This window comes from Sphingomonas crocodyli (assembly GCF_004005865.1).
Classification (GTDB): domain Bacteria; phylum Pseudomonadota; class Alphaproteobacteria; order Sphingomonadales; family Sphingomonadaceae; genus Rhizorhabdus; species Rhizorhabdus crocodyli.
Window position 1 is genome coordinate 92,923 of record NZ_SACN01000002.1, and the last position, 15,593, is coordinate 108,515.

Here is a 15,593-nt window from a genome sequence, read left to right on the forward strand (position 1 = left end):
CGGCGCGATAGCGGCGGCGGGGGCAGTCGGCAGCATCCTGGACTCCGGGGAAATTGTTTTTTGAACGCTACGACGCAACGGCCTGTCTCAAATGTGAGACTTTCGCGACTTTTGCCAGTGCTAAGATCGAACGCTGCGCCGCGAGACAATTGCGTTACGCGCACGTTGCGGTGCGGTAACAAAATGGCGGGCGCTGTGGGGTGGGATGCTTGGTGAGCTCGATGGGATTCGAACCCATGACCTACAGATTAAAAGTCCGTTGCTCTACCGACTGAGCTACGAGCTCGACCAAGGCTGGCGTCTCTAGGAGCGAGGGCGGGCGCGGTCAAGGCGGGCGAGGGCATGGGCGACTTTGCCCGGCCCAAGGCGCCAGTGCGATGCGATCGTGGCGAGCGGTTTCAGCACGAAGGCGCGCTTCGCCGTTTCCCGGTGCGGGATCGACAGCCGACGGCTGCGGAAGGCGCCACCCGACCACAGGATGATATCGAGATCGAGCACGCGCGGACCCCAGCGCCGCCCACGCCGGCGGCCGAAGCTGCGCTCGATGCGCTTGAACAAGGCGAGCAGCTGGGGCGGATCGAGCGGCGTCTCGGCGAGCAGGGCGGCGTTCGCAAAGGCGCGGCCGGCGGGGCCAAGCGCGGGGGTGGCGAGGATCGGTGAGGTCACGATGATCGCCACGCCTTCGACCTCCAGCGCGGCGATCGCGGCGCGCAGCACCGCGGCCGGCGCGCCGTGGCGGCCGTGGCGCCGGTTCGATCCGAGCGCGATGGCGTAAGTCTGGATCATGCCTCCTTGAGGCGGAACAGGGTGCGGTCTTCCTTGGTAAAGCCGAAGCGCCAGATAACCGCGCCGAACGCCGCGAGGATCGCGGGGATGCCGAAGGCCAGCTCGACCCATTCGGGCAATTGCACCGCGACCATGCCGACCACGCCCGCCGCCAGCGCCGCCCAGATGAGCGGCCAGCGCCAGCCCGACACCGGCGCGCCGAGCAGTCGCGACAGGAGCGACGACTTCATCACCGATGCGATGCCCAGCGCGGTGGCCAGCGCCATTGCCGGCGCCGCCGCCTGCCACAATACGGGCAGGTGGAATTCGTCCCGCAGCACCAGCACGAAGGCGAAGCTCAGCGCGATCTGGATGCCGATCATGCCCAGCGAGATCATCAGGTTCAGGTGGCGCGCGACGTAGATCAGCGCCGATTCGGATACCGCCGCCGTTGCCGCGACGACTTCGGCGAGGAGGAGGAAGGACAAGGCCATCGCGCCGCCGACGAAGTTCGGGCCGACAAGACCCATCACGCCCTCGCCGGTGATGCCCAGCGCAAGGCCGATCCCCGCCTGCGCGGCGATGATCCAGAAGCCGACCTGCCGCACCTGCTGCGCAACCGCGGCCTTGTTGCCGGCTTCGAGGTTGCGGGTGATGACCGGGCCGAGGATCGGATCGAAGCTGGTCTTGAGCTTCTGTGGCAGCGAAGCGACCTGTTGCGCGACATAATAGATGCCGACGATCGCGGGCGAGAAGAACAGGCCGAGGATCGCGATGTCGAGCCGGCGCGAACCCCATTCGATCGCGTCGGCGGCGGCGAGCGGCACGTTGCGCTTCACGATGTAGAGCAGCCCTGCGAGCCGCGGTCGCCAGCCGCGCGGCCAGCCGAAGCTGCGGATCAGCGGGATGATCGAGGCGACCAGAGCCGCGCCCATCGACACGACATAGGCGATGATCAGTCCGTCGCGCAGCGAATAGAAGGCAAGGCCGAAGGCCGCGATGCTGATCGTCCACGGTTCGATGATCGATCGCGCGCGCACCGTCGCCGCGATATCGAGGCGGTAGGCGAGCGCGGCCAGCGAAATGTCCGACCAGGCGAGCGCAAAGATCGTCAGCGGTAGCAGCCATTCGAGCCCGTTGATGCCGCTGTTGGGGAACATCAGTTCGGGTAGATAGCCGAGCGTGGTCGCAGCGATGGCCGAGGCGATCGCGCCGAGCAGCAGCGCATCCCACACGACATGAACGTGCGGTCGATCGGTGGCCGACAATTGTTCGGCCAGCCCGCGCTTCAGGCCGAGCGTTGCCAGCGTCGCGACGAATTCGACGATGATGATCGCATAAGCGAAGCGACCCAGCGCCTCGGCCCCATACCAGCGGCCGGCGATGAACAGGAAAGGCAGCCGCGCGGCGAGACGCAGCAGGAAGCCGAAGAAATTGGTGCGCCCGCCTTTGGCGAGCGCCTGGATGTCGTCACCCTGCTTGGGCGGCGTCGCGCCATCCTGTGGCGCGGTCTCGGGCGGAAGGCTCAATGCGCGGCGCCCCAGCTCGAACCTGTGCCGATTTCGACACCCAGCGGCACTGACAGCGAGACATAGGGTTCGCATGCGCCCGCCATCACCTCACGGATCACCACGCTCGCGGCCTCGACCTGATCGGGGGCGAGTTCGAACACCAGTTCGTCGTGCACCTGCAGCAGCATGCGCACGTCGGCGAGACCTGCGGCAGCGAGCGCCGGCTCCATGCGCAGCATCGCGCGCTTGATGATGTCGGCGCTGGTGCCCTGGATCGGGGCGTTGATCGCCTGACGTTCGGCCGACTGGCGCTCGCCCTGCTTTGACGAACGGATCCACGGCAGATGGGTCTTGCGGCCGAACAATGTGGTGGTGAAGCCCTTCTCGCGCACTTCGGCGAGCGTCGCGGCGATATAGTGGTTGATGCCGGGGAAGCGCGCGAAATAGCGGTCGATCATCGCCTGCGCCTCGGCGCGCGGCACCTCCAGCCGGTTGGCGAGGCCGAAGGCGGAGATGCCGTAGAGGATCGAGAAGTTGATCGTCTTGGCGCGCGCGCGGGTGTCGCGCGTTACTTCGCCGAACACCTCCTGCGCGGTCAGCGAGTGGATGTCCTCGCCCTTGGCGAAAGCCTCCTTGAGCGCGGGCACATCGGCCATATGCGCGGCAAGGCGCAATTCGATCTGCGAATAGTCGGCCGACAGGATCACCTTGCCCGGTTCGGCCACGAAGGCATCGCGGATGCGGCGGCCCTGTTCGGTGCGGATCGGGATATTCTGCAGGTTCGGGTCGGTCGACGACAGGCGCCCGGTCTGCGCGACCGCCATCGAGAAGCTGGTGTGGACGCGCCCCGTCTTCGGGTTGATCTGCTCCTGCAGCGCCTCGGTATAGGTCGAGCGCAGCTTGGTGAGCTGGCGCCAGTCGAGCACCATGCGCGCGATCGTCACGCCTTCGCCGGCCAGCCGCTCCATCTCGTTAACGTCGGTCGAATAGACGCCCGACTTGCCCTTGCGCCCACCCTTCAGGCCCATGCGATCGAACAGGACGTCGCCCAGCTGCTTGGGGCTGCCGACGGTGAAGGGGCCGCCGGCCTCCTTGTGAATCTCGGCTTCGAGCCGCGATGCTTCGCCGGCGAATTCGGCGGAGAGGCGCGCCAGTTCCTCGCGATCGACCTTGATGCCGGCCGTCTCCATCCGCGCGAGGACGGGGACGAGCGGGCGATCGACCAGTTCATAGACCCGCGTCGCGCCTTCGCGCGCCAGCCGGCCTTTCAGCGTCTGCCACAGCCGCAGCGTGACGTCGGCATCCTCGGCCGCATATTCGGTCGCGCGGTCGAGCGTGACCTTGTCGAAGGTGATCTGCGCCTTGCCGGTGCCGCACACCGTCTTGAACTCGATACAGGCATGATCGAGGTGGCGCTGCGCCAGATCGTCCATGCCGTGCCCGCCAAGGCCCGCGTCGAGATCATAGCTGAGCAGCATCGTATCGTCATAAGGCGCGACCTGAATGCCTTCGCCCGCCAGAACGACCATGTCATATTTGATGTTCTGGCCGATCTTCAGGATCGACGGATCTTCGAGCAGCGGCTTCAGCTTCGCGATCGCGGTGGTCTTGGCGATCTGCTTCGGCGTTTCGGACAGCAGGCCGTCGCCGATATGCGCGAGCGGAATGTAGCAGGCCTTGCCCGGCGCGGTCGCGAGGCTGACGCCGACGAGGCGCGCGCGGACCGGATCAGTCGAATCGGTCTCGGTATCGACCGCGATCCGCCCGCATTTGAAACCCTCGGCGATCCAGCGATCGAGCGCTTCCTCATCGACGACGGTCTCATAATCCTTGTGGTTGAATGGCACCGCGTCGAGCTTGGGCGGCGGGGGCGGAGCCTCCTGCCCGGTCGGCGCGAGTGCGAGGACGGTCGGCCCGCCGGTCGACGTGCCGCCGACCTTAGCGAGCAGCGACTTGAACCCCATATCTTCCAGGAAGGCGCGCAGCGGCTCGGGCGGCAGGCCTTTCAGCGCCAGATCGTCGAGCGGCTCGGGCAGCGGCGCATCGCACTTCAGGCGGACGAGTTCGCGCGACAGGCGCGCATTGTCGGCATGGTCGATCAGCGACTGCTTGAGCTTCGGCTTGGTGATTGCGTCGGTCGAGGCGAGGACTGTGTCGAGATCGCCGAACTGCTGGATCAACTGGCTCGCGGTCTTCGGGCCGATGCCGGGAACGCCGGGCACATTGTCGACGCTGTCGCCCATCAGGGCCAGCACGTCGCCCAGCCGCTCGGGCTCGACCCCGAATTTCTCCAGGACATGCTCCGCGCCGAGACGGCGATTGTTCATCGTGTCGAGCAGGTCGAGACCGGGGCGGATCAGCTGCATCAGATCCTTGTCCGACGACACGATCGTCACCTGCCAACCCTGCGCCAAGGCGGCCTCGGCATAGCAGGCGATGATGTCGTCGGCTTCCAGCCCCAGTTCCTCGATGCACGGCACGGAAAAGGCGCGCACCGCATCGCGGATCAGCGGAAATTGCGGGACGAGATCTTCGGGCGGCGGCGGGCGATGCGCCTTATACTGATCGTACATCTCGTTGCGGAACGTCTTCGACGACGCATCGAGGATGACCGCGAGATGGGTCGGGCCGTCGGCCTTGTGCAGTTCGTCGACCAGCTTCCACAACATGGTGGTGAAGCCGAACACCGCGCCTGCGGGGGTGCCGTGCCGATTCGTGAGCGGCGGCAGGCGGTGATAGGCGCGGAAAATGTAGCCCGAGCCGTCGACCAGATAGAGATGGTTGGAAGACATAAGCGCGGGGGATAGCAGCCCCCGGAACGACTTGGAAGGTTAGCGCGGGCGGCTCAGCGCGCCGCGCTCGCCATCCCGCCGTCGACCCAGATCAGCGGATCGATATCCATATGGTTCTCGATCGATTCGACCTCCCCGATGAACAGGGTGTGGGTGCCGACGTCGACGGTCGACACCGTCTTGCACATCAGCGCCGACAGCGCGTCGGACAGGATCGGCAGGCCGCATTCGCCGGCGGTCCAGGCGCCATCCTCGAAACGCTCGCGGCCCTTCTTCTTGCCGCTGAAGATGCCGACCAGATCCTTGTGCCGTTCGGACAGCAGGTTCACGCAGAAACGCTGTTCGGCGTGGAGCGTGGGATAGAGGCTGGCCGAACGGTTCACCGCGACCAGAATCGTCGGCGGTTCGGCGCAGACCGAGACGACTGCGGTCGCCGCCATGCCCGCCCAATTATCGCCCTTGCCCGACGTGATCAGCGCGACCGTGGTGGCCAGGCGACGCATCGCCTGCTTGAACCCATTGCTCAGCGCCTCGTCGGTCACCATCTAATTCCTCTAACTGTTTCAGATGTGCGCTAGCCGCTCATCTGGCGTTCGCAAAGCCCCAAGCTTTTCTTTTTGCGGCCAGGAGCGTATGGGCGGCGCGACTTTTCGAACAATACCCCAAAAGATAGAGGCTTCGTTTGGCGAAAGAAGAACTGCTGGAGATGCGCGGCCAGGTGGTCGAGCTCCTGCCCAACGCGATGTTCCGCGTGCGTCTTGAAAATGATCACGAGATCCTTGGCCACACCGCGGGCAAGATGCGCAAGAACCGCATCCGCGTGCTGGTGGGCGATGAGGTGCTGGTCGAACTGACCCCCTACGACCTGACCAAGGGCCGTATCACCTATCGCTTCAAGTAAGCTGGCCGGACGCATGGCTGACACGCGTCCGCGCCTGATCCTCGCATCCTCGTCCCCGCGCCGCCGCGAACTGATCGGCCGGCTGGGGATCGAGCCTGACGCGATCGACCCCGCCGACATCGACGAAACCGAACGCAAGGGCGAGCTGCCGCTCGCTTATGCGAAGCGGATCGCGGCCGAAAAGGCGGCGCTCGTCGCCGCGCGCCATGAAGGTGCGGTGGTGCTGGGCGCCGACACGGTAGTCGCGGCGGGCCGGCGGCTGCTCCACAAGACCGATGACGAGGCCGAGGCGCGGGCTTTCTTGAAGCTGCTCGCCGGGCGGCGGCATCGCTGCCATTCGGCGGTGACGGTGATCGATGCGGCTGGCTTCGCGCGACACCGCATCTCGTCCAGCATCATCGCGTTCAAGCCGCTCTCCGATGCCGAGATCGATGCCTATCTCGCGGGTGGCGAGTGGCAGGGCAAGGCGGGCGCCTATGCGATCCAGGGCTATGCCGAAAGCTGGGTGCGGATGTTGTCGGGCAGCTATTCGGGGGTGATGGGCCTGCCGTTGTTCGAAACCCGTGCCTTGTTGACCGCGGCGGGCATTCTTGGCTGAGTGGCTCTACGAAGCCGGCATCGGCGAGGCGCGCGCCGCGCTCGTCGACAATGACATCATCATACAGGCGGCGATCGAGGCCGATGACGATGGCCTGCGCGCGGGCACGATCGCGCCCGCGCGACTGACACGGATCACAGCACCCGGTCGGCGCGGGATCGTCACGCTCGACGACGGGACCGAGGCGATGATCGAGCCGCTGCCGCGCGGCGTCACCGAAGGCGGGCGGCTGCTGGTAGAGATCGCCCGCGCCGCGATTGCCGAGCCGGGGCGCGGCAAGTTGGCGATCGCGCGGGCCGCGGCGGCCGACGCTGTCGTGGCGCCCGGCCGCGATCTGCGCGCGCGGATCGCGGCGGATAATGTGCTGGTGCGCGAACTGACGAGCTTCGGCCCCGATCGGCTCGAAGCGGCGGGCTGGTCCGAACTGATCGAGGAGGCGTCGAGCGGCCATGCCGATTTCGACGGCGGGGCGCTCCGCCTGTCGCTGACCCCGGCGATGACCCTGATCGACGTCGACGGCTGGCTGCCGATCGCCGATCTCGCGGTGGCGGGCGCAGGAGCAGCTGCGATGATGATCCGGCGGCATGACATCGGTGGATCGATCGGCATCGACCTGCCGACTGTCGAGGGCAAGGCCGCGCGGCTGTCGGCGGCGGAGGCGGTCGATGCGATCCTGCCCCAGCCGTTCGATCGCACCGCGGTCAACGGATTCGGTTTTCTCCAGATCGTGCGCCGGCGTGCGCGCCTGTCGATCCCGGAGCGGTTGCAGCAGGATCCCGTCGGATCGGCTGCCCGCGCTCTTATAAGGCGTGCGGAACGCGCACAGGGGATCGGGCCGCGCACGCTGACGGCCGCGCCCGCCGTGATCGCTGCGATCGAGCGCCGCCCCGACTGGATTGCAGAACTCGAACGGCGGATCGGCGCGCCGGTGCGCTTGCGGGGCGAGCCCGGCCTCGCCATATCGGCGGGACATGCCGAAGCCCAAAACCCCTAAGTGCCCGCTCTGCGGCCAGCCGAGCATGGCCGCGACCACGCCCTTCTGCAGCCAGGGCTGTCGCGACCGCGATCTGCTGCGCTGGCTCGACGACGGTTATCGCATCCCCGGCCCGCCCGCCGATCGGGGCGCGGGGGAGCGCGAAGAGGATTGATTTCCAACGTCTGAAAATCAGGCTGGACGTGCTGGAATGTGGTCCCTATAGGCACCGCTCCAACGCTTCCGTGCCCGGGTAGCTCAGTTGGTAGAGCATGCGATTGAAAATCGCAGTGTCGGCGGTTCGACCCCGTCCCCGGGCACCACTTTCCAAGATATCTCAATTGTTTGATGCCGGATTTTCCGCATCTGCGTGGCGATTCGCCTGATCCGGCGTCATTTACTTCGGGCTGTGACTGAAACGCCCGACAAAACCGGAAGTCGGGCGAAAAAGATTCGGGGTGTGGCAAGAATGCCGATGCTCTCCGACAGTGGCAAAAGACGCAGAAACCCAAGCTCTTTTCGGCGCTGCAGCATCGATGACGGAAATGTGACCTTGTCGCGTTCAATCGATGACGGTCACTGCAACAAAAGTGTCTCACAGCCTGTGTAGAGGCCGCCCCGAACGGGACACTAAAGTCTCGCCAAAAGGGAACTCTCTCATGCGATTTGATACCGGTCTTCGCCGGCAGCTGCTCATCGGTGGCGCCCTCGCCGCGATGCTCACCATGCCTGCCCTCGCTTCTGCGCAGGAAGCTGCCCCGGGCGCCGCTCCGGAAGACGTCACCGGCCTGAGCGACATCGTCGTCACCGCCACCAAGCGCGAAACGAGCCTGCAGAAGACCCCGATTTCGATCAGCGTCGTGAACCAGGAGATGATCAAGGATCGTCACGTTCAGAGCCTGTTCGACCTCGCCGATGGCGGCGTTCCTTCGCTGCGCGTGACGACGTTCGAAGCCCGCCAGTCGGCGCTCACGATCGGTATCCGCGGCATCGTTCCGCTCGACGCGAACCAGCCCGCCCGCGAACAGGGCGTCGGCGTCTATATCGACGGCGTCTATCTCGGCCGTCAGCATGGTCTGAACGCCGCTTTGTTCGACACCGAGCGCGTCGAAGTTCTGAAGGGTCCGCAGGGCACGCTGTTCGGTCGTAACACCGAAGGCGGCGCGCTCTCGATCGTCACCAAGGCGCCGAGTGGCAAGTTCGGTGGCCGCTTCGAAGGCGGCTTCGGCAACCTGGGCGCCTATTCGGGCGCCGCGCACGTCGACCTGCCCGAGTTCCACAACTTCTCGGTCAAGGTCGATGCTGTGAAGCAGTATCAGGGTCCGACGACCAAGAACCCGCTCGAAGGCCAGACCGGCTGGGGCTATTACGACCGCATCGGCGGCCGTATCGCCGTCCGCTGGCAGCCGTTCGAGGGCATCACCAACGACTTCGCCTTCGACAAGGCGAAGGACAAGAATTCGCCCTTCTACAGCCAGCTGCTGGCGTTCAACCCTTATGGTTGCGCCGCTGGCCCCCAGTCGGCTTCGCCGAACTGCGTCCTGCCCGGCACCAACTATACCAGCCTGACCGGCGCGGTGCGTCCGGTTCCGACCGGCGTCGTCACCAACGGCAAGACGCTGATGCGCAATGCCGACATCGGCGTGGTGCAGCAGCCCAGCGTCGACAAGACCTTCGGCGTCACCAACAACTTCAAGTGGAAGATCGCGCCGGAACTCGAACTGCGCTCGATCACCGCGTGGCGCGGCGTCAACGTGGAGCAGTGGGATAATGCTGGTGGCGCGCACCGTCCGCCGGTTTACACCCCCGGCAGCCTCTTCAGCCGTTACAGCCTTGCGAACCTGCGTCAGCGCCAGTTCAGCCAGGAACTGCAGGCTGTCGGCTCGATCAGCAACATCGATTATGTCGCGGGCCTGTTCTACTTCAACGAGCGCGTCAGCGATGACGCCGCGACGCCGAGCTCGAACCGCTGGAATGCCGACGCCAATGGCGACGGTCAGCCCGACGTCGGCGCCGATGGCCTGCGTTACACGATCAACCCGGCCGTGTTCACCAGCCCGTTCGCCACGATCGACCGCGCTTCGGCGGTCCGCTCGCGCAGCTACGCGGTCTATGGTCAGGCGACCTGGCATGCGACCGACGCGCTGCACATCACGGCTGGCGGCCGCTACACGAAGGACAAGAAGCACGGTGATCTTCTGATCGCCGGCGGCGTCAACTATCAGGCCAATCCGGCGCTGGGCGCGGCGCGTGGCTATGCGCCGCTCGATCGCACCTGGAACCGCTTCGATCCGATGGTCACGGTCGCCTACGACCTGAGCACCGACGTTCACGTCTATGCGAAATATGCCAGCGGCTACCGCGCCGGTGGCGCCAGCTCGCGCACCATCAACTACCTGCCGTTCGATCCGGAATCGGTGAAGTCGTATGAAGCCGGCATCAAGGCGGACTTCTGGGATCGCCGCGCCCGCTTCAACCTGACCGGTTACATCATGGACCGTAAGGACAGCCAGGTCGACATCAACAGCTTCCTGTATTTCGGCACCAGCACCTTCAACAACCTGGAGACGATCAATCTTCCGGGTAAGGCGAAGATCCGCGGTATCGAAGCCGACCTGACCGTCCGTCCGGTCGAAGGCCTGACGCTGAACGCCAGCTATGCCTACACCTACACCAAGCTGCCGCTGACGCCGATCACCTACTCGGTGCGCAACGCGGCTGGCGTGGTGACCGACTCGACCACCGTGAACCAGCAGTTCTACGTCGTGTTCACGCCGCGTAACGCGGCCAGCGGCTCGATCGATTATGCGGTGCCGGTCGGCAGTGGCGACACCACCATCCGGTTCCACTTCGATGGTAACTATGCCCAGGCGACGCAGACCTTCGACGCTTATGCGCGGAAGAACGACTCCTCGCTGGTGTTCAACGGCCGCATCTCGCTCGCCGACATCAACATGGGTGATGGCGATCAGAAGCTGACCGTCGGCGTCTGGGGTCGCAACCTGTTCAACACCGCCTACGTCTATCGTCGCGATCCGACCCAGGCTCTGCCGGCTGGTCCGACCTCGACCAACGTCCGCACGGGCAGCATCGCCAACGTGCTGGGTGAATATGGCAACTTCAACATGCCGCGCACCTACGGCGTCGAAGCGACCATCAAGTTCTGATAATCCCTTAAGCGAAAGCCCCCTAAGGCGCGGTGGACCCGTCCACCGCGCCCTTTTTTTATCAAGCAGGCGTGGCCGGCGCCGGCCAGGGCTTGTGCGCGGAAAGCGCGAACAAGGCGCGCTCCTCCTCCGGATCGGCGATGCCCAGCACGCGTTCGGCAATATACCGGCCGGTCATCGGCCCCATCTTGAACGCATGGCCCGATCCGCCGCCCGCGACCCACAGGTTGGCGAGGCCGGGGTGGCGATCGATGATGAAATGGCCGTTGTCGCTATTTTCCAGCGAGCAGACCCGGCTGGCCACCATCGGCTGGCCGACGAGGCCGGGGGTGCGCCGCGCGATGAAGCGGCGGGCGATATCCCACATGATCGGCGATACGATCCGCTCGTCGCGATCGGGGTCCATCGGCAGGCTCACCCCCATGCCGGGGGCGATCTTGTAGCCATAGTCGACGTCGGACAGCGAATAGCCGCCGCCACCGTGCCAGATGTTGGGGAAGCGCTCCCAATGATAGCTGAGATCCCCCGGCGGCGATCCGACGTAGAAGACCTCCGATCGGGTGCGGCGGACGAAGCCGGTCAGCACGTCGGGCAGCACCGTCGGCAGCCACGGACCGCAGGCGAAGATGGCGAGGCCGCACGACAGGCGGCTGCCGTCGGAGAGGGCCAGATCGGTGAGCCGTCCGCCCGCGCTCGCGCCGGGTTTCGCCATCGCGATCCTCGTCTGGCCGCCCTTGGCGACGAAGGTCTCGGTGACGGCAATAAGGCTCTCGCGCGCCTTCACCGTGCCCGCGCGCGGTTCGTATAGCGCGCGCTCGTCGCCGTCGAAGCCGCCCTGCGGCCAGCGCTTGCGGCACTCGTCGGGGCTGAGCACTTCGAAGGGGATGCCAAGCTTTGCGAAGATGCGCTTCTCCGCCTCGAACTGCGCGGCGGGTTCGTTGGGCGAAAGGACGCCATTGGCGAAGATCAGGCGACGACCGAACTCGGCCTGCCGCTCGTGCCACAAAGTGAAGGCGCGATCGGCCCAGCGGCTGTAGATTTCGCGATCGGCATAAGCCGACCGGATCTGCCGCGTCTCATCCCCCGATGTCGCGCGCGCATTGCCCGCACCATAGCTGTCGAGCAGGGTGACGCGCGCACCGCGTTCGCGCAGCTCCAGCGCGCTCCACGCGCCAAAGGCCCCGGCCCCGACGATCACAATATCGGGCAGCTTCTTGCTGATCTCCGGCGCACGCGATTTCGGCGCGGCCTGCGCGCGCTCTCCGGACAGGCTCGCGGCCACCGCGCCGCTCAAGCCCGCTGCCAACAGTCCCCGTCTGCCGATATCCGCCATGCCGCCTCGCTTTCCTGTTGCGATGCAACATGTCGCAACAGGAAAAAGCGGGCAAGCGATCAGACGGGCAATTTGCTCGCTTTTTCGCCGCTCAGGCGGGTGCCGTAGGCGTGCCAGGCGAAGACGGCGGCCGCGCCGCGATGCGGGCTCCAGGGTGCCGCCATCCGCCGCGTCTCCCGCTCGGACGGGCGCTCAGGCAGGCCGAACAGCACGCCCATCTCGATCTGCACGGCCAGGTCGCCCGCCGGCCAGATGTCGCCGCGCCCCTCGGCGAACAGCAGATAGATTTCGGCCGACCAGCGCCCGATCCCCTTGATCGCGGTCATCTGCGCGATCGCTTCCTCATCATCGGTGGGCAGATTGGCGAAGTCGATCGATCCGCTTGCCACATGTTCGGCCAGGCTTTTGGCATAGCTCGCCTTCTGGCGCGAAAGCCCTGCAGAGCGCAGCAGATCGTCAGGCGCGGCGGCCACCGCCTCGGGGACGAGATCGCACCCCACCGCATTTTCCAGCTTCGCCCAGATCGACGCGGCGGCGGCGACGCTCACCTGCTGGCCCACGATCGTGCGCAGCAGCGTCTGATAGCCGCGTTCGCGGATGCGCGGTTCGGGATAGCCGATTTCCGCCAATCGCCGTTCGATGACCGGCTCCATCCCGGCGATTGCGTCGAGACTGCGCTGCAATTGTTCGGCGGTCAGGCCCATGACGTCTCCGCTCCCTTGATTTCGCGCGGCGGGCACGATAGCCGCCACGTTATAAGGCATTGCGGGGAGCGTTTAATGGCAAAGTTGGTCGTGATCACGCGCGAAGGCGACGAATCGGTCTATGAGGCCGAGGACGGGCTTTCGGTGATGGAGGTCATTCGCGACAATGGCGTCGACGAACTGCTCGCTCTGTGCGGCGGCTGCTGCTCGTGCGCGACCTGCCACGTCATCATCGATCCGGCCTTCGCCAGCCTGCTGCCCGAAATGAGCGACGACGAGAACGAACTGCTCGACAGCTCGGATCACCGCACCGAAGGTTCGCGCCTGTCGTGCCAGGTGATCATGAAGGACGATCTCGACGGCATGATCGTTACCATTGCGCCCGAGGACTGAAGTCCTCGGGTTAATTTGATTAGCCCAAGTTTTTTGTTTGCCCTCAGGCGCCGGGCGGAGCGCATCCGCGCTCCTTGGCTTTCCGCGCAATAAGCGCGGGCGGCCGTTCGGCCTTGCGGGCCTGCGGCCCGTTGCCGGGCTCCAGATCAGCCCCTCGTTGCGATCGCGTAGAGGGCGATGGCGGCGGCGTTGGAGATGTTGAGGCTCTCGACGCGTGGGCTGATCGGCAGCTTCGCCAGTTCGTCGCAATGCGCTTCGGTATTCTGGCGCATCCCTTCGCCTTCGGCGCCCAGCACGATCGCGATCCGCGATTCGCCCATCACGTCCGACAGCGTGCCCTTGGCGTGGCCGGTGAGACCCACGCGCCAGAAGCCGGCTTCGGCGATCTCGTCGAGCGCGCGGGCCAGGTTCACCACGCGCACCCACGGCACCAGCTCCAGCGCGCCCGAGGCCGATCGCGCCAGCGCACCCGATTCGGGCGGGGAGTTGCGATCCTGCGTGACGATGCCCAGCGCGTCGAACGCAGCTGCCGACCGCAGCACCGCGCCCACATTGTGCGGATCGGTGACCTGATCGAGGACGACCAGCGGGCGGCGATCGTCGCGGCCGCGCTCCAGAAGGTCGCCCAGCCAGATATCGGGCAGCGGATCGACTTCGGCGATCAGGCCCTGGTGCGGCGCGTCCGCAGGCACCATCCGGCCAAGATCGGCGACATCGGCAAGCGTGACCGGGATGACCGGCGGGATATCGAGCGACGCCATCGCCTCGCGCGTCGCCCAGATCCGGCGCACGGTGCGTTCTGGATTGGCGAGCGCCGCGGTGACGGCATGGCGCCCCCAGAAGCGGGGTTTGCCGCTGGCGGGCTGGGACGGACGATGGCCTTTGCGCATGGCCGCGCTATCGGCGTTCGCGCTTCGCGATGCAAGCTGTGGCCTCAGCACAATTTATGCTGCGCACGCCGTTGACAGGTGGAGTTCGGGTTGCCAAAGACGCGCCTCGCTTTTGGCGCCTTTGGATGGGTGGCCGAGTGGTTAAAGGCAGCAGACTGTAAATCTGCCCGTGCAAGCGTACGCTGGTTCGAATCCAGCCCCATCCACCATTTCGACTTTCAGACCGATCGTGCGGGCCGCCAAGGCGGCCCCGATCGCGGCTATCGTTTCTCCGCATACATCCATTCGAGATAGGGCGCGCGATGCACCGTCGATGGCGGTTCGACGGTTTCGATCGTGACCAGCTTGAGAAGCCGTTCGATCCGATCGATGCCGCGCGACGACAGCAGGATCCACACCCGCCGCTGATCCTCGCTGTCGCGCTCGCGCTTCACGAGATCATAATGTTCGAGCGTCGCGAGGCATCGCAGCGCCGTCGTGGGCGGTATCGCGGCCTCAAGCCCCACGGCGGATGCGGCGAGTTTGCGTCCCTTCCACGCCGCCACATAGAGGCCGAGCAGGATGTCCCACGCCGGCTCGCCGAACAGATTGCCCAGTTGGGCGTCGCGGCGGCGGCGCAACTCCAGGATCGCGGCCGCCCGTTGTGCTAGCGGCGGCATGCGCGGCCTCCCGTCAGGGTTGCCGGCCGATCGCCTTGATCCGGGTTCGATTGTATCGCGCGGCGCCGATCACGATCACCAGCAAGGTCGGCCATGCCCAGAAGCCCTCGGCATGGGCATAGGCCCTGACGTCGCGATTGAGCTGCAGAAAGGTCATGATCGTCGCGATCAGGCCGGGCAGTTGCAGGCTGGCGGCCCAGATCGGCCAATAGCGATCGTAATGGAGCGTCAGCATCACGAAGCCCGCGAGCACCATCATGTCGATGATGAAGACGCCGATATTCACCTCGTGCCACGCCGGCCAGAAGGTGCCGTAGGCCACCGGCGTCAGCAGCGCGCCGCCCAGATAGATGGCGACCCCCCACCGTTCCGGCATATCGCCACGCCATAAGGCGTAGGCGCAGCCCACCAGCGTGAACACGAGAAACAGCAGGGGTATCAGGCCGGCGATCACGGCTTGACCGGATCATGTTTCGGTTGCCCCGGTCAAGCCGCATCATTCAGGCCGCCTTCACCAGTTCGACCGTTTCGGTCGACGCGCTCTTCTCGGGGAAGGAGCCGAAGCTGGTTTCGGGCACGCCGATTCGGCCGGACGTGACGAGGAAGGCGCCATGCGCGTCGACGCCCAGTTTGCGGCGGGCCTGGTTCAGGCCCAGCGCGGCTTCGAGAACGGCGTCGATCGCCTCCTGCCCTTCGGCGGCGGAAACTTTGCAGCTGCGGCGGGCGGCCGGGATCGCCTGGATGAGGCCACCCATCATTTCGAGCGCGACATCGATCGCGGCTTCGGTGTCGTTGATGTGATGGGCGATATCGACGGCAGACTTGATACGTTCGCGGCGCAATTGTGAGATAGGCATAGGGTCTCCTTTCGCGCCGACGGGGTCGGCACGCTGAAAAGCTGCGGTGA

General features: G+C 65.8%; 16 protein-coding genes and 3 tRNA genes. 8 read left to right on the forward strand and 11 right to left on the reverse strand.

The annotated features are described in order from the left end of the window. Positions 1-210 precede the first annotated feature (210 nt). From EOD43_RS15005 to EOD43_RS15025, 5 genes are all read right to left on the reverse strand, one after another. Positions 211-286 (reverse strand) — tRNA-Lys (locus EOD43_RS15005). Positions 287-303: 17 nt separating this feature from the next. Continuing rightward, positions 304-786, reverse strand: coding sequence for a 2-amino-4-hydroxy-6-hydroxymethyldihydropteridine diphosphokinase (folK, locus tag EOD43_RS15010; protein WP_127744863.1), 483 nt, complete (start codon positions 784-786; stop codon positions 304-306). After that, positions 783-2,294: a lipopolysaccharide biosynthesis protein gene (locus EOD43_RS15015; protein WP_127744864.1), complete on the reverse strand. Its 1,512-nt coding sequence runs from the start codon at positions 2,292-2,294 to the stop codon at positions 783-785. Before EOD43_RS15015 ends, folK begins: the two co-directional genes overlap by 4 nt. Next, positions 2,291-5,068 (reverse strand): DNA polymerase I, encoded by a 2,778-nt coding sequence (polA, locus tag EOD43_RS15020; RefSeq protein WP_127744865.1) that lies wholly within the window; start codon positions 5,066-5,068, stop codon positions 2,291-2,293. The genes EOD43_RS15015 and polA overlap by 4 nt, the downstream gene beginning before the upstream one ends. A gap of 53 nt (positions 5,069-5,121) precedes the next feature. Next, positions 5,122-5,613, reverse strand: a complete 492-nt coding sequence (locus EOD43_RS15025; protein ID WP_240653255.1) for a flavin reductase family protein — start codon at positions 5,611-5,613, stop codon at positions 5,122-5,124. A 137-nt stretch (positions 5,614-5,750) separates the two neighbouring features. Here EOD43_RS15025 and infA point away from each other — a divergent pair, with 137 nt between their 5' ends. The 6 genes from infA (at position 5,751) to EOD43_RS15055 (ending at position 10,707) form a co-directional block, all read left to right on the forward strand. After that, positions 5,751-5,969 carry a translation initiation factor IF-1 gene (gene infA, locus EOD43_RS15030; RefSeq protein ID WP_003049127.1) on the forward strand — a complete coding sequence of 73 codons (219 nt, stop codon included), beginning with the start codon at positions 5,751-5,753 and terminating at the stop codon, positions 5,967-5,969. Positions 5,970-5,982: 13 nt separating this feature from the next. After that, positions 5,983-6,567 (forward strand): Maf family protein, encoded by a 585-nt coding sequence (locus EOD43_RS15035; RefSeq protein WP_127744866.1) that lies wholly within the window; start codon positions 5,983-5,985, stop codon positions 6,565-6,567. Next, positions 6,560-7,561 carry a ribonuclease gene (locus EOD43_RS15040; RefSeq protein WP_127744867.1) on the forward strand — a complete coding sequence of 334 codons (1,002 nt, stop codon included), beginning with the start codon at positions 6,560-6,562 and terminating at the stop codon, positions 7,559-7,561. Before EOD43_RS15035 ends, EOD43_RS15040 begins: the two co-directional genes overlap by 8 nt. Next, positions 7,539-7,715: a DNA gyrase inhibitor YacG gene (gene yacG / locus EOD43_RS15045; RefSeq protein ID WP_127744868.1), complete on the forward strand. Its 177-nt coding sequence runs from the start codon at positions 7,539-7,541 to the stop codon at positions 7,713-7,715. The genes EOD43_RS15040 and yacG overlap by 23 nt, the downstream gene beginning before the upstream one ends. Positions 7,716-7,787: 72 nt before the next feature. After that, positions 7,788-7,863, forward strand: a tRNA-Phe gene (locus EOD43_RS15050). Positions 7,864-8,199: 336 nt separating this feature from the next. Further along, the gene (locus tag EOD43_RS15055) at positions 8,200-10,707 is read left to right on the forward strand and encodes a TonB-dependent receptor (RefSeq protein WP_127744869.1); all 2,508 of its coding nucleotides are present in this window, start codon (positions 8,200-8,202) and stop codon (positions 10,705-10,707) included. Positions 10,708-10,768: 61 nt separating this feature from the next. Here EOD43_RS15055 and EOD43_RS15060 read toward each other — a convergent pair whose 3' ends face one another. Both EOD43_RS15060 and EOD43_RS15065 read right to left on the reverse strand, forming a co-directional pair. Further along, positions 10,769-12,040 (reverse strand): NAD(P)/FAD-dependent oxidoreductase, encoded by a 1,272-nt coding sequence (locus EOD43_RS15060; RefSeq protein WP_127744870.1) that lies wholly within the window; start codon positions 12,038-12,040, stop codon positions 10,769-10,771. 59 nt (positions 12,041-12,099) lie between these two features. Then, positions 12,100-12,744, reverse strand: coding sequence for a DNA-3-methyladenine glycosylase family protein (locus EOD43_RS15065; protein ID WP_127744871.1), 645 nt, complete (start codon positions 12,742-12,744; stop codon positions 12,100-12,102). 75 nt (positions 12,745-12,819) lie between these two features. On the opposite strand from EOD43_RS15065, the gene EOD43_RS15070 reads away from it, so the two are divergent. Next, positions 12,820-13,137 carry a 2Fe-2S iron-sulfur cluster-binding protein gene (locus EOD43_RS15070; RefSeq protein ID WP_127744872.1) on the forward strand — a complete coding sequence of 106 codons (318 nt, stop codon included), beginning with the start codon at positions 12,820-12,822 and terminating at the stop codon, positions 13,135-13,137. 146 nt (positions 13,138-13,283) lie between these two features. On the opposite strand, the gene rlmB is transcribed toward EOD43_RS15070, so the two are convergent. Further along, positions 13,284-14,027: a 23S rRNA (guanosine(2251)-2'-O)-methyltransferase RlmB gene (rlmB, locus tag EOD43_RS15075; RefSeq protein ID WP_127744873.1), complete on the reverse strand. Its 744-nt coding sequence runs from the start codon at positions 14,025-14,027 to the stop codon at positions 13,284-13,286. A gap of 123 nt (positions 14,028-14,150) precedes the next feature. Here rlmB and EOD43_RS15080 point away from each other — a divergent pair. Continuing rightward, positions 14,151-14,236 (forward strand) — tRNA-Tyr (locus EOD43_RS15080). A gap of 51 nt (positions 14,237-14,287) precedes the next feature. On the opposite strand, the gene EOD43_RS15085 is transcribed toward EOD43_RS15080, so the two are convergent. The 3 genes from EOD43_RS15085 to EOD43_RS15095 are packed head-to-tail and all read right to left on the reverse strand — an operon-like array spanning position 14,288 to position 15,543. Further along, positions 14,288-14,686 carry a helix-turn-helix domain-containing protein gene (locus tag EOD43_RS15085; protein WP_127744874.1) on the reverse strand — a complete coding sequence of 133 codons (399 nt, stop codon included), beginning with the start codon at positions 14,684-14,686 and terminating at the stop codon, positions 14,288-14,290. Positions 14,687-14,699: 13 nt separating this feature from the next. Beyond that, positions 14,700-15,140 (reverse strand): hypothetical protein, encoded by a 441-nt coding sequence (locus EOD43_RS15090; RefSeq protein ID WP_127744875.1) that lies wholly within the window; start codon positions 15,138-15,140, stop codon positions 14,700-14,702. Between the two features lie 46 nt (positions 15,141-15,186). Continuing rightward, entirely contained in the window at positions 15,187-15,543 is a 357-nt protein-coding gene (locus tag EOD43_RS15095) for a hypothetical protein (RefSeq protein ID WP_127744876.1), read from the reverse strand. Between the last annotated feature and the right edge of the window lie 50 nt (positions 15,544-15,593).